Origin of the sequence: Pseudomonas fluorescens (assembly GCF_004683905.1) — a bacterium.
GTDB classification, from domain to species: domain Bacteria; phylum Pseudomonadota; class Gammaproteobacteria; order Pseudomonadales; family Pseudomonadaceae; genus Aquipseudomonas; species Aquipseudomonas putida_A.
Window position 1 is genome coordinate 3,960,657 of sequence record NZ_CP038438.1, and the last position, 13,504, is coordinate 3,974,160.

11 protein-coding genes and 3 tRNA genes are annotated in these 13,504 nt (G+C 60.6%); all 14 read right to left on the reverse strand.

Annotated features, from left to right (window positions below):
* Window position 1: 1 nt before the first annotated feature.
* A complete protein-coding gene (locus E4T63_RS18155) occupies window positions 2-541 on the reverse strand; it encodes a (2Fe-2S)-binding protein (RefSeq protein ID WP_134786868.1) in 540 nt (179 codons plus the stop codon).
* Complete coding sequence (locus tag E4T63_RS18160; protein WP_135296201.1) at window positions 534-3,365, reverse strand: xanthine dehydrogenase family protein molybdopterin-binding subunit; 2,832 nt, start codon at window positions 3,363-3,365, stop codon at window positions 534-536. Before E4T63_RS18160 ends, E4T63_RS18155 begins: the two co-directional genes overlap by 8 nt.
* A 502-nt stretch (window positions 3,366-3,867) precedes the next feature.
* Window positions 3,868-3,944, reverse strand: a tRNA-Asp gene (locus tag E4T63_RS18165).
* 94 nt (window positions 3,945-4,038) lie between these two features.
* Window positions 4,039-4,115 (reverse strand) — tRNA-Asp (locus E4T63_RS18170).
* A gap of 55 nt (window positions 4,116-4,170) precedes the next feature.
* A tRNA-Val gene (locus E4T63_RS18175) sits at window positions 4,171-4,246 on the reverse strand.
* A 217-nt stretch (window positions 4,247-4,463) separates the two neighbouring features.
* A complete protein-coding gene (locus E4T63_RS18180) occupies window positions 4,464-5,240 on the reverse strand; it encodes an SDR family oxidoreductase (RefSeq protein WP_003226413.1) in 777 nt (258 codons plus the stop codon).
* Window positions 5,237-6,448: an O-succinylhomoserine sulfhydrylase gene (locus E4T63_RS18185; protein WP_027611539.1), complete on the reverse strand. Its 1,212-nt coding sequence runs from the start codon at window positions 6,446-6,448 to the stop codon at window positions 5,237-5,239. The genes E4T63_RS18180 and E4T63_RS18185 overlap by 4 nt, the downstream gene beginning before the upstream one ends.
* Before the next feature lie 80 nt (window positions 6,449-6,528).
* Window positions 6,529-8,034 carry an amidophosphoribosyltransferase gene (gene purF, locus E4T63_RS18190; RefSeq protein ID WP_003226416.1) on the reverse strand — a complete coding sequence of 502 codons (1,506 nt, stop codon included), beginning with the start codon at window positions 8,032-8,034 and terminating at the stop codon, window positions 6,529-6,531.
* A gap of 41 nt (window positions 8,035-8,075) precedes the next feature.
* Window positions 8,076-8,636: a CvpA family protein gene (locus E4T63_RS18195; protein WP_007961197.1), complete on the reverse strand. Its 561-nt coding sequence runs from the start codon at window positions 8,634-8,636 to the stop codon at window positions 8,076-8,078.
* A 98-nt stretch (window positions 8,637-8,734) separates the two neighbouring features.
* The gene (locus tag E4T63_RS18200; RefSeq protein ID WP_096796160.1) at window positions 8,735-9,388 is read right to left on the reverse strand and encodes an SPOR domain-containing protein; all 654 of its coding nucleotides are present in this window, start codon (window positions 9,386-9,388) and stop codon (window positions 8,735-8,737) included.
* Complete coding sequence (folC, locus tag E4T63_RS18205) at window positions 9,372-10,679, reverse strand: bifunctional tetrahydrofolate synthase/dihydrofolate synthase (protein WP_135296202.1); 1,308 nt, start codon at window positions 10,677-10,679, stop codon at window positions 9,372-9,374. Before folC ends, E4T63_RS18200 begins: the two co-directional genes overlap by 17 nt.
* Window positions 10,676-11,596 carry an acetyl-CoA carboxylase, carboxyltransferase subunit beta gene (gene accD, locus E4T63_RS18210; RefSeq protein ID WP_027611535.1) on the reverse strand — a complete coding sequence of 307 codons (921 nt, stop codon included), beginning with the start codon at window positions 11,594-11,596 and terminating at the stop codon, window positions 10,676-10,678. Before accD ends, folC begins: the two co-directional genes overlap by 4 nt.
* A gap of 200 nt (window positions 11,597-11,796) precedes the next feature.
* Window positions 11,797-12,441, reverse strand: coding sequence for a phosphoribosylanthranilate isomerase (locus E4T63_RS18215; protein WP_098964649.1), 645 nt, complete (start codon window positions 12,439-12,441; stop codon window positions 11,797-11,799).
* Window positions 12,442-12,505: 64 nt separating this feature from the next.
* Window positions 12,506-13,330 carry a tRNA pseudouridine(38-40) synthase TruA gene (gene truA / locus E4T63_RS18220; RefSeq protein ID WP_167797102.1) on the reverse strand — a complete coding sequence of 275 codons (825 nt, stop codon included), beginning with the start codon at window positions 13,328-13,330 and terminating at the stop codon, window positions 12,506-12,508.
* Window positions 13,331-13,504: the final 174 nt, after the last annotated feature.

The window sequence follows — 13,504 nt, forward strand, 5'->3', positions numbered from 1 at the left end:
CTCAACCCTCCTTGACCAGGCCGAGATCGGTCAGCACGTTGCGCGTGGCGTTGTAGTAACGCACGTACCCGGTGCAACGGCAGATGTGGTGGCCGAGGCTGTCCTCGATGACTTTTTCCAGTTGGCTTTTGACGATCGGCTGGCGCTGCAGCTTCTCCACCAGCACCGTCGCGGCGTTGACGAAGCCCGGCGCGCAGTAGCTGCACTGGAAGGCGAATTCGTCGACGAAACGCTGCTGGACCGGGTTCAGCTCAGTGACCTGGCCACTCTCATCACGCTTGGCGTGACTTTCGATGGTGCGGACTTTCTTGCCTTCGAAGTAATGCGCGCCGGTGATGCAGGTGCGCACTTCTTCACTGGTGCCGTCCGGGTTGTCGACGATCACCACGCAGGCGTGGCAAATGCCCTGGCCGCAGCCCAGGCGCGAGCCGGTGAGGTTCTTGTATTCGTGCAGATAGTCGATCATCGGCAGGTCATCAGGGATGTCCACCGGGCCGACGGATTGACCATTGAGGGTCAGTTGAAGCGGACGGTTAGCCATTGAGGGCCTCCTTGATGCGCGCAGCAGTGATTGGCAGATCGCGAACACGTTTACCGATGGCGTGCGCCACGGCGTTACCGATGGCACCGACCACCGGGATCATCACCACTTCGGCGATGCCTTTGGACGGATCGCTTGGCGACAGCGGCGGCAGAATCTCCGCAGTCTGCTTCCACACCGCCACGTGACGGGCCATCGGCAGGCGATAACGGTTGAAGTTCCAGTCACCCTCCCCCGGTCCGCCTTCGTACAGCGGCATCTCTTCCATCAATGCATGACCGATGCCCATGGCGATCCCGCCTTCGAGCTGGCCCTTGACCAGTTCTTCGACCAGCACCCGACCGCACTCGACCCACGAATGGTGGTTGAGCACCTCGACTTCCGCCGAGCCTTTATTGACCTTCAGCTCGACCAACGTGGCCACCGGGCTGTAGTAAGTCACCGCAGCGTTGTTCAACTGGACCACCGGGTAGTTGATGTTCTGGCGATCCAGCAGGTGGAAACCCGCCGTGCTCATCAACGCTTTCTTCGCCTTCGGCGCGCCATCACCGTACTTCACTGCGAGACCGTCGAGCGGCAGACGCTCGCGCACGCCGTCGATGCTGTATTCGGCCTCGGCCCAGCTCCAGCGGTTGAACGCGTGAACGGTGGCACCGGTGACCAGACCACGTTCGTGAGCGCGTTTGGCCAGCTCTTCGAAGCTCAATGGCTGCATGCCATTGGCAGTGAGCTTGCCATCGACCCAATGCGCATCTTCACGACGCACCACGTAAGGGTTGGCTTGACCGCCGTAAGGGCCCTGACGCCAGATTTCCATGGCCGCCGGCCACAAACCGTTGTTGAACAGCACGCGCGCCGCTTCACGGGTGGCGTGACTGAAGTAGTAGGCCGAGTTGGTCGCGGACGACGCCGAGGCCAGCTTGCCAACCCAGCGCGGGTTGCGCAGCAGGTTGTCCTGTTCGGCCTGGCTCATGATGTAAGGGTTGCCGCTGGTGATCAGCTGCATTTCCTTCCATTCGGTTTCGCCGGTCTTCACGTCGTGCGCCGGGCTGCCAAGGAAATCGGCCACCACCAGCGCCTGCGAAGTGGACATGCCAGTGCCGATTTCAATACCGATGTGACGCAGGGTGATGCGACCTTCAGCAGTGAATTCGATGCTGGCCATCGGCGCTTCGGAGCCAGTGCCGAAGTCTTTCTGGCAAATGGCAAAACCCACGCCGTACCAGTTGTCCGGGTCGGCAGCTTCGCGCTGTTTCTTGATCGCGTCGCGGTTTTTCCAGACTTCGTGCACCGAGGCCTTGTCGAGAATCTCGTGCAGGCGCAGGGCACCGGCCGGAATCGCGCCCTGGGTGTTTTTCATGCCCGAACGCAAGGCGTTCTTGCGACGCAGATCAATCGCGTCAACGCCGAGGCGGTTGGCGATTTCGTCGACCATCATTTCGGTCGAGGCCATGCTTTGCAGGGTGCCGTAACCGCGCATCGAACCCGCTTCAACACCACGCGAGTGATAAGCGGTGACCTGCAGATCGTTCTGCGGCATGTAATAGATCGACTGCGCTGCCGTGGCACCGACTGCCGCTACCGACGGGCTGTAGTTGATACGGCCACCACCGTCGACGCTCATCTCGGCACGGAAAATCTTGAAGCTGTAGTCGTTCTTGTCCACTGCGAGCTGATAGCGGATGTCGAACGGGTGACGCTTGATGCCGCTCTGGAACTGCTCATAGCGGTCGTTGGCCAGACGGATCGGTACACCGGCGCCGTACAGCGCAGCGAGGGCCGCGTAGTAGACGAAGATGTTGTGGTCTTTGGAACCGTAGCCCACGGTGTAACCCGGGTGCATGTTCAGGTTTGCCAGGCCGAAGCGCGATGGCGCGATCATTTTCGCGGTCTCGGTCGCCGCTTCCAGCGGGCACTGAGTGGCGACCACGAAGTGCAGGGTCTTGGTTTTCGGGTCGTACCAGCCGTTGCCGTTGTCCGGCTCCATGGCGGCCGGTTCGATCGACGGAGTCTTGTAGCGCTCGTCGAACACCAGCCAGTTGTCCGGCGGCGTATCGATCTCTTTTTTCATGCGGTCGGCGTAGAACAGACCGCGCTCGGTCAGGTTGCCGTGCAGGTTCGGCTGGGAATTCCACACCGGACGCCGGTTTTTCAGCATCGGGAACAGAATCGAGTCTTTCAGGCTGGCGAATTCGTCTTCGTCGGCCGATGTCGCGCCGCCCACGCGCACGTAGCGGAAGCTGCCATAAGGGTCGCCTTCGTAGTACGGCACTTGTGCACCGTAACGAATCGCCTTGTCATTGAATTTGAGTTTGTTCTTGGCCTGACGAAAACGCTCGAAATCGTTCCAGATCAGGATCGCCACCGGGTGGCCGATGAACATCGGCACTTTGCCTTCCGGCAGCAATGGATCCGGCGCGTGTTCTTCAGGGAACACGATGCCGTCCTTGTCCAGATCGGCCGCTGTGACAATGCGGTCAGGTTGCAGGTCGGCGCCCAGCCACGACAGGTCGTAGCCTTCGTAGATTCGGTCAGCCTTGATGGTTTTCAGCAGCATGGCGTGGCCTTGCTGCTCAGGCCAGCCCGGCATGTCCTTGGAACGAATGTCGCGGGCAAATACTTTGCTGCCGCAGACCTTGGACAGGGCGTCGTTACGTTGGCGTGCCTTGCCGTTGTTGCCGAGCCACTTCTCGGACGGCACGGTGACGCTGTTTTCCATCAAGGCAGCCAACGCCTGACTGCTGAGCGGCGTGAGCGTGACGCTCACACCCGCCACCAGCCCGCCCTGGAGGAACGAGCGCCGGGATATATCACGGTTGGACATGGATCATCCTCTGGGCGGTTATGTGTCCGCCCTTCTGGTTATCTACTGGGAATCTCGAGTCTTGCAGAAGCCCTTCTTGGCTAAACAAAGGGCGTGTTGACAGTGCAAAGCTGACCGAAAGGTTAACTTTAAAGGTTTCTGAGCGTCCGGCAAACAACCAGTTACAAAAATTTGACTAAAGAATCAAAAAATCAATGCGACGTGGCACCGCAGCAGATCGCCGGGCACACCGCCCCCCCCCCCCTGTGGGAGCGGGCTTGCTCGCGAAGGCATGGTGTCAGGCAGACCATTTTCAACTGATACACCGCTTTCGCGAGCAAGCCCGCTCCCACAGGGGGATTTGTGTTGGATTCAGGGTGGAGGCACGAGCCTAAGGAAGGAAATACCAAATTTCAGACACAAAAAACCCCGGTCTTTCGACCAGGGTCTTTGCTATCGATTCCGAAACAACCAACGGTTGCTTTCGGTGTTTCAAGGCGTTCAGTGGTCCTTGAAACAGATATGGCGCAGCGGACGGGACTCGAACCCGCGACCCCCGGCGTGACAGGCCGGTATTCTAACCGACTGAACTACCGCTGCGTATCGCTTTGAGCTTGCGCTCAAGTAACTCGTTTTGACTGAAAGCTTCGGTGCTTTGCAATCGCGAACCAGACAATGTCTGACTCGTAAAATATGGCGCAGCGGACGGGACTCGAACCCGCGACCCCCGGCGTGACAGGCCGGTATTCTAACCGACTGAACTACCGCTGCGCGTCGGTGGAGGCACTTTCAGCCTACCTCTTGCTTTCGCAAGTTTCTCGGGGAGTGGTGGGTGATGACGGGATCGAACCGCCGACATTCTGCTTGTAAGGCAGACGCTCTCCCAGCTGAGCTAATCACCCGTTTGCATCTCCGAGGCCGCGAAATTTACGCAGGTAGCGAACCTAAGTCAATAGCAGGATTGAAGTTTTTCTGAAAAAGACGAAATTGTTTCCATCCTGCAAGACTGCATTCGCGAGCAAGCTCGCTCCCACAGGGGGATTGCATTCCAAATGTGGGAGCGAGCTTGCTCGCGAAGACGGCAGCCCATTTGAAGCAAATTCAGGAGAAGAGCGCGATCTACTCGGTGTAAATCATCTTCTTGGTCATGCCGCCATCCACGACGAATTCCTGCCCGGTGACAAACCCGGCATTGCGCGACAACAGCCACGCGACCATCGCCGCCACATCCTCGACCGTCCCTACCCTGCCCGCCGGATGCTGAGCATGATCGGCATCGGCCAAAGGCTCTGCTCGCCGCGCAGAAGGATCCCGAGCATCAATCCAGCCAGGGCTGACCGCATTGACGCGAATTTCCGGCCCGAGACTGATCGCCAACGCATGGGTCAGCGCCAACAACCCGCCCTTGCTCGCCGCATACGCCTCGGAATCAGCCTCCGACTGCCGCGCACGGGTCGAGGCCAGATTGACGATCGAGCCGTTGTGCGCGCGCAGATACGGCGCACAGTGCTTGGCCAGCAGCATCGGCCCACTGAGGTTTACCGCCAGCACTCGATTCCAGTACGCCAGATCAAGACTTTCCAGGGTGATGTTGTGCGGGTCAGCGACTGCCGCGTTGCACACCAGCGCATCGAGACGACCAAATTGGCCGAGCACCTCGGCAACGCCGAGCGCGACCTGACTTTCATCCGCCACGTCCATGGCGATGAACCAGGCATTCTCGCCCAGTACCTTCGCCACTTTCGAGCCGCGCACCCGATCGAGATCGGTCAGCACCACTTGCCAGCCTTCGCTGATCAACCAGGCCGCGATACCCAAACCGATGCCGCGCGCAGCACCGGTAACCAGCGCCACGCGGCCATGGGTGCCCGCCTTCGGAGTAGACAACTCGATCACAACGCCGCCAGACCGCGCGACAGATCAGCCTGCAGGTCCGCCACGTCTTCCAGACCGACCGCGATGCGGATCAGGCTGTCACGAATCCCTGCTGCTTCACGCTCCTGTGGCGCCAGACGGCCATGGGAGGTGGTGCTCGGATGAGTGATGGTGGTTTTGCTGTCACCAAGGTTGGCGGTGATCGAGATCAACCGGGTGGCATCGATAAAGCGCCACGCGCCCTCTTTGCCGCCCTTGACCTCGAAACTCACCACCGCACCGAAGCCCTTCTGTTGACGCTGGGCCAGTTCGTGCTGCGGATGACTCTTGAGACCGGCGTAATGGACTTTCTCGATACCGTCCTGCTGCTCCAGCCATTCGGCCAGTTGCTGGGCGTTGGCGCAGTGCGCCTTCATCCGCAGATTCAGGGTTTCCAGGCCCTTGAGGAAGATCCACGCGTTGAACGGGCTCAGTGTCGGCCCGGCGGTGCGCAGGAAACCGACAACTTCTTTCATCTGCTCGCTGCGACCAGCCACCACACCGCCCATGCAACGGCCTTGGCCGTCAATGAACTTGGTCGCCGAGTGCACGACAATGTCCGCACCGAGTTTCAGCGGCTGCTGCAAGGCAGGCGTGCAGAAGCAGTTGTCGACCACCAGCATCGCGCCTTTGGCGTGAGCGATTTCCGCCAGCGCGGTGATATCCACCAGCTCTGCCAACGGATTGGACGGCGACTCGACGAACAGCAGCTTGGTGTTCGGCTTGATCGCCGCATCCCACGCCGAGAGATCGGCCAGCGGCACGTAGTCAACTTGCACACCGAAACGCTTGAAGTACTTCTCGAACAGGCTGATGGTCGAACCGAACACGCTGCGCGACACCAGCACGTGATCGCCGGCACTGCACAGGCTCATCACCACCGCCATGATCGCGGCCATGCCCGTAGCGGTGGCGACCGCTTGCTCAGCGCCTTCCAGCGCAGCGATACGCTCTTCGAACGCGCGCACGGTCGGGTTGGTGTAGCGCGAGTACACGTTGCCCGGCACTTCCCCGGCAAACCGCGCAGCCGCGTCGGCAGCGGTGCGGAACACGTAGCTGGAAGTGAAGAACATCGGATCACCGTGTTCGCCTTCCGGCGTCCGGTGCTGACCGGCACGTACGGCCAGGGTATCGAACGCTACGCCTTCGAGGTCGCTGTCCAGCCGACCGGCATCCCATTCCTGACTCATGCTGTCACTCCTTGCCCTGTTCTGAATAAATGAAAGTCTTTTGCCAGATACAAAACCGGCCCCTCAGGGCCGGTAGAAACTCAGTTGTTGTACAGATCGATGATCGCACTGACCGCCTGGGTCTTGACCTTGGAGGCATCGTTGCGTGCCTGCTCGATCTTGTCCAGGTAAGCCTCGTCGACGTCGCCGGTGACGTACTTGCCGTCGAACACCGCGCAATCGAAGTTTTCGATCTTGATCTTGCCGCCACCGACTGCTTCGATCAAGTCAGGCAGATCCTGATAGATCAGCCAGTCTGCACCGATCAGATCCGCCACATCCTGAGTCGAACGATTGTGTGCGATCAGTTCGTGAGCGCTCGGCATGTCGATGCCGTAAACGTTCGGGAAGCGTACGGCCGGGGCCGCCGAGCAGAAGTAGACGTTTTTCGCGCCGGCTTCGCGGGCCATCTGGATGATCTGCTTACAGGTGGTGCCGCGTACGATCGAGTCGTCGACCAGCATCACGTTCTTGCCGCGGAATTCCAGCTCGATCGCGTTGAGCTTCTGACGAACCGACTTCTTGCGGGCAGCCTGGCCCGGCATGATGAAGGTCCGGCCGATGTAGCGGTTCTTGACGAAGCCTTCGCGGAATTTCACGCCCAGGTGGTTCGCCAGCTCCAGCGCGGCGGTGCGGCTGGTGTCCGGGATCGGGATGACCACGTCGATGTCGTGCTCTGGACGCTCGCGCAGGATCTTCTCGGCGAGTTTCTCGCCCATGCGCAGACGCGCCTTGTACACCGACACACCGTCGATGATCGAATCCGGACGCGCCAGGTAGACGTGTTCGAAGATGCACGGGGTCAGGGACGGGTTGGTCGCGCACTGACGAGTGTGCAGCTTGCCGTCTTCAGTGATGTAGACCGCTTCGCCCGGGGCCAGGTCGCGGATCAGGGTGAAACCGAGCACGTCCAGGGAAACGCTTTCGGAAGCGATCATGTACTCGACGCCTTCGTCGGTGTGACGCTGGCCGAACACGATCGGACGAATGCCGTGCGGGTCACGGAAACCGACGATGCCGTAACCGGTGATCATCGCCACCACCGCGTAACCGCCGACGCAACGGTTGTGCACGTCGGTCACGGCGGCAAACACGTCTTCTTCGGTCGGTTGCAGCTTGCCGCGCTGGGCCAGCTCGTGGGCGAACACGTTAAGCAGCACTTCCGAGTCGGAACTGGTGTTGACGTGACGCAGGTCGGATTCGTAGATCTCCTTGGCCAACTGTTCAACGTTGGTCAGGTTGCCGTTGTGCGCCAGGGTGATGCCGTAAGGCGAGTTGACGTAAAACGGCTGCGCTTCGGCCGAGGTCGAGCTGCCGGCAGTCGGGTAACGGACGTGACCGATACCCATGTGGCCGACCAGGCGCTGCATGTGACGCTGCTGAAACACGTCACGCACCAGACCATTGTCCTTGCGCAAGAACAACCGGCCATCATGGCTGGTCACGATACCGGCAGCGTCCTGGCCGCGGTGCTGGAGCACGGTTAGCGCGTCATACAGCGCCTGATTGACGTTCGACTTACCGACGATACCGACGATGCCACACATGCGACGCAACCCCTACTTAATGGATCTGAACTGAACAACACTCACTGAGGCGTTTTGGCCGACGGCAAGAGTTGCTCCTTGAACGGAATATCAGCGGGTACGCTGATTCCGCTGGCAAGCCACTGACTGCTCCACCCGAGAATCAGGTTTTTGGACCAGTCGGCGACCAATAGAAACTTTGGCACGAGCTGTGATTCTTTCCACCACCCGTCCTGCTGTACCGGCCCCAGGCTCAACAGCCCGACTGCCACGACCACCAGCAACACGCCACGCGCCGCGCCGAAGGCCATGCCCAGGAATCGATCGGTGCCGGACAATCCGGTCACGCGCACCAACTCGCCGATAAGATAATTGATCATTGCGCCCACGATCAGTGTGGCGACAAACATGATGGCACAGCCCGCGATCACGCGAGCCGATGGGGTTTCGATGTATCCGGCGAGGTACTCGGACAGTGAGCCACCGAACATCCAGGCAACCGCTCCTGCGATGATCCAGGTCACCAGCGATAATGCTTCCTTGACGAAGCCGCGGCTCAAACTGATCAAAGCGGAGATGGCGATGATTGCAACGATCGCCCAGTCAACCAGGGTAAATGGCACAGTGCAGCCTACAGACGGATAAGGCGGCGCATTTTAGCAGAGCGCACCGCTGTCGGTAAGCTGCGATTTTCAGTGCATTTCAATCGAATCGATAGATCCTAGCCGCGCTCGGGCTGGAAGCGCACAACAAACCCCTTGAGGTTCTGCTGGCGACTCAACAGATCACGCAGACGATCGGCCTCGGCACGCTCGATCAGCGGACCCACGAACACCCGGTTCTTGCCGTCGGCGGAACGGATATAAGCGTTGTAGCCCTGACTGCGCAGGGTTTTCTGCAGGCTTTCGGCGCTGGCGCGACTCGACAGACTGGCCAGTTGCACCGACCAGCTGACCGACAGACCGTTGGCATCGACGCGACTTTGCGTGGTGTCAGGTTTCGACGCAGCAGCAATAGGCTGAGCAGGTGCCGGAATCGGTTTGGCCACCGCAGGCGGCGCAGTCGGCTTGGCGATTGCTATGGGCGCCGTCGGCGCCGGGGCTGCCGCGATTGGTGCAGCAGGCGCAGTGTCTTCTGCGACTTCTTCATCCGCTGGCACCGGTTCTTGCGGCAAAGCCTGCGGCTCAGGCACGGCCACCGATTCCATTTGCACCTGCGGCATCGAAGGGGCTTGCGGCGCGGCAGGCGCCTCTACCGTCACTTGACGTTGCTCGTCCTGGCGGGAAAACAGCATCGGCAGGAAAATCACCGCCAGTGCCACCAGCACCAGGGCGCCAACCATGCGCTGCTTGTACGCTTTATCCAGCAAAGCCATTTGCCGCTTCCTCCGTGGAGCGCCGGGCCAACCATTCAAGGGCCTCGGCGACACAATAAAATGATCCGAACAACAGAATCTCGTCGTCGCTGGTTGCGATCGCACACTGCCCTTCCAGCGCAGCCGCGACACTGTCATAGGACGTGACGGACGCGCCAAGGTTCTGCAACCCGGCGTGCAATTCACTGACCGGACGCGAACGCGGCGAATCCAGCGGCGCTACTGCCCAGTGCTGGACACTAGCATTCAATTCGCCGACAACACCATCCAGATCCTTGTCCGCCAGCAAGCCGAACACCGCCAGACGCTTGCCTACCGGCGGCCGAGTGGCCAGGCGCCGCGCCAGATACTCCGCCGCGTGCGGGTTATGCCCCACGTCCAGCAGCAGGTTCAGGCGCTTGCCATCGAATTCGAACGAGCGGCGATCCAGCCGGCCGACCACGCGAGTGGCCTGCAACGCAGCAACAATTTGCGACGGATTCCACGGCAAACCGAGCATCAGATACGCCTGCAAGGCCAGCGCTGCGTTTTCCATCGGCAGATCGAGCAGCGGCAAGTCGCGCAGTTCGACCGGCTGGCCTTGCGCATCGGTACCGCGCCACTGCCAGTGCTGGTCTGTGATGCCGAGGTCGAAATCACGCCCACGCAGGAAAAACGGACATGCCAGCTCCCGCGCCTTGTCGAGCAACGGCTGCGGAGGATTCAGGTCGCCGCACAAGGCTGGTTTGCCCTGACGGAAAATCCCGGCCTTCTCGAAGGCCACGGATTCGCGGGTATTGCCCAGGTATTCGGCATGATCGACGCCAATGCTGGTGACCAGCGCGATATCGGCGTCCACCACATTGACCGTGTCCAGACGCCCGCCCAGCCCGACTTCCAGCACCACAGCGTCAAGTTTTGCCTGTTGAAACAACCAGAACGCCGCCAGGGTGCCCATTTCGAAGTAAGTCAGGGAAGTGTCGCCACGCCCGGCCTCGACTGCAGCGAAGGCCTCGCACAGCTGAGTGTCAGTGGCTTCGACGCCATTGAGCTGCACCCGCTCGTTGTAACGCAGCAGGTGCGGAGAATTGTAGACACCCACGCTCAGGCCCTGCGCCCGTAGCAAGGAAGCCACGAAAGCGCAGGTCGAACCCTTGCCGTTGGTGCCGGTGACCGTAATCACCCGAGGCGCCGGCTGGCCCAGTCCCATGCGGGACGCTACCTGTTGCGAACGCTCCAGCCCCATGTCGATGGCCGATGGATGCAACTGCTCAAGGTAGGCGAGCCACTCGCCAAGGGTACGCTCGGTCATACGTTGGCAGGCACCGGTGGAACGACGATTGGCTCGACAGGAGCGGCGACGTAGGTCGGAGTCGGCTGGCCGGTCAGTTGCGCCAGCAGATTGCCCAGGCGCGGACGCAGTTCACGACGATCGATGATCAGATCGATCGCGCCATGCTCCAGCAGGAACTCGCTGCGCTGGAAGCCTTCCGGCAGTTTTTCACGCACGGTCTGCTCGATCACGCGTGGACCGGCGAAGCCGATCAGTGCCTTTGGCTCACCGACGATCACGTCGCCGAGCATCGCCAGACTGGCGGAAACGCCGCCGTAGACCGGATCGGTCAGCACCGAGATGAACGGAATGCCTTCTTCACGCAGACGCGCGAGCACGGCCGAGGTCTTGGCCATCTGCATCAGCGAGATCAGCGCTTCCTGCATGCGCGCACCACCGGAGGCGGCGAAGCAGATCATCGGGCAACGGTTTTCCAGGGCGTAGTTGGCGGCGCGCACGAAGCGTTCACCGACGATGGCGCCCATGGAACCGCCCATGAAGCTGAATTCGAACGCCGACACCACCACCGGCATACCCAACAGGGTGCCACTGACGGAGATCAGCGCGTCCTTTTCGCCGGTCTGCTTCTGTGCAGCGACCAGACGGTCCTTGTACTTCTTGCCGTCGCGGAATTTCAGACGGTCAACCGGCTCCAGGTCTGCACCCAGCTCGTTGCGGCCTTCGGCATCCAGGAAGATGTCGATACGCGCCCGTGCGCCGATGCGCATGTGGTGGTTGCACTTGGGGCAAACGTCCAGGGTCTTTTCCAGCTCAGGGCGATACAGCACAGCCTCGCAGGACGGGCATTTGTGCCACAGACCTTCAGGCACCGAGCTCTTCTTGACCTCCGAACGCATGATCGAAGGGATCAGTTTGTCTACCAACCAGTTGCTCATGCTTTCTTTCTCCAGTACCGGCGGCCCGAACGCTCTGGTTCGCAGCCCCGCGTATGCCCTTCAGCTAAATTCATGTGTGTGGCGATGATTGATGGAACGCCGCGGTCAGCGCGGAACATGACCTGCGTGCAACTCCAGAAACCCTCAGCCTCGCCTGCTTTGTGCAAGTGCATTGATGGACGGCGGCAGTTCGCCAGCCGTCACATCGAAGTAGACGCTCCCTGCGAGCTTCTACGTACGGCATTGATGAACGCGCGGATCTTCGCATGATCCTTGATGCCCTTGCTCGCTTCTACCCCGCCGCTGACATCGACCGCGTACGGTTTGACCCGGGCCACAGCGTCGGCGACGTTTTCCGGGGTGAGGCCACCGGCCAGGATCAGCGGCTTGCTCAAAGCTTGCGGAATCAAAGACCAGTCGAACGCCTCGCCGGTTCCGCCCGGCACGCCTTCGACGTAAGTGTCGAGCAGCACGCCACTGGCACTCGGATAGGCATCGACGGCAGCCGCGATGTCATCGCCAGCCTTGACCCGCAATGCCTTGATGTACGGACGATGCCAACCTTCGCACTGTTCAGCGGTCTCGTCGCCATGGAACTGCAACAGGTCCAGCGGCACGGCATCGAGGATTTCCCCCAACTCGCAGCGGCTGGCATTGACGAACAGGCCCACCGTCGTCACGAACGGCGGCAAGGCCTGGATGATCGCCCTTGCCTGCTGCACGCCCACTGCACGCGGGCTCTTGGCGTAGAACACGAACCCGATCGCATCCGCCCCGGCCTCGACCGCTGCCAACGCATCTTCTATGCGGGTAATCCCGCAGATCTTGCTGCGAACGGCTGACATATCGAGAAAAACTCCGCGTCAAATTCGGGAAAGTCCCGGATGGTAACAAATGCGTTCGAGGGCGTCAGCCGTCAAGTTCCGAGAAACCCGTAAGGAAATGTGGCCCGATAAAACGCTCGGGCAACGGAAATTCATCGTGATATTCGACCTGCACCAGATACAACCCGTACGGATGCGCTGTCACGCCACCGGAACGGCGCTCGCGGCTTTCCAGCACTTCCTTCATCCACTCGACCGGGCGCTCGCCAGCACCGATGGTCATCAGCACACCGGCAATGTTGCGCACCATGTGGTGCAAAAAGGCGTTGGCGCGGATATCGAGCACGATCATCTTGCCGTGACGGGTCACGCGCACATGATGCATCTTCTTGATCGGCGACTTGGCCTGACACTGGCCGGCGCGGAACGCACTGAAATCATGAGTACCGATCAGGTATTGCGCCGCTTCAGCCATGCGCTCGACGTCGAGCGGGCGGTGGTTCCAGGTGATTTCTTCGTTGAGATGCGCCGGACGAATCTGATCGTTGTAGATCACATAGCGATAACGCCGGGCGATGGCTTTGAACCGCGCATGGAAATGCGCCGGCATCACCCGCGCCCAGCTGACACTGATGTCGTGGGGCAGATTGATATTGGCGCCCATCACCCAGGCTTTCAGCGAACGATCGACTGGCGTGTCGAAATGAACCACTTGTCCGCAAGCATGCACCCCGGCATCGGTACGCCCGGCGCACTGCAGCGAAACCGGCGAATTGGCGACTTTCGACAAGGCTTTTTCGAGTTCTTCCTGCACCGTGGCCACGCCGGTCAACTGACGCTGCCAGCCGCTGTAGCGCGAGCCTTTGTACTCGACGCCCAGTGCCACACGGTAAAAGCCTTCGGGTGCCATTTCGGCGACCGGGTTATCTATGTTTGCCAAGGTGGGACAGCCTGCTGAGGTACAAAGGCGGGCATTATAAGGCTGTGGGTCGGGGATGCCAGTCAGTTCTGTGTTGACCGATCCGACCTCTTCGCGAGCAAGCCCGCTCCCACAGGAGGAATGTATTCCAAATGTGGGAGCGGG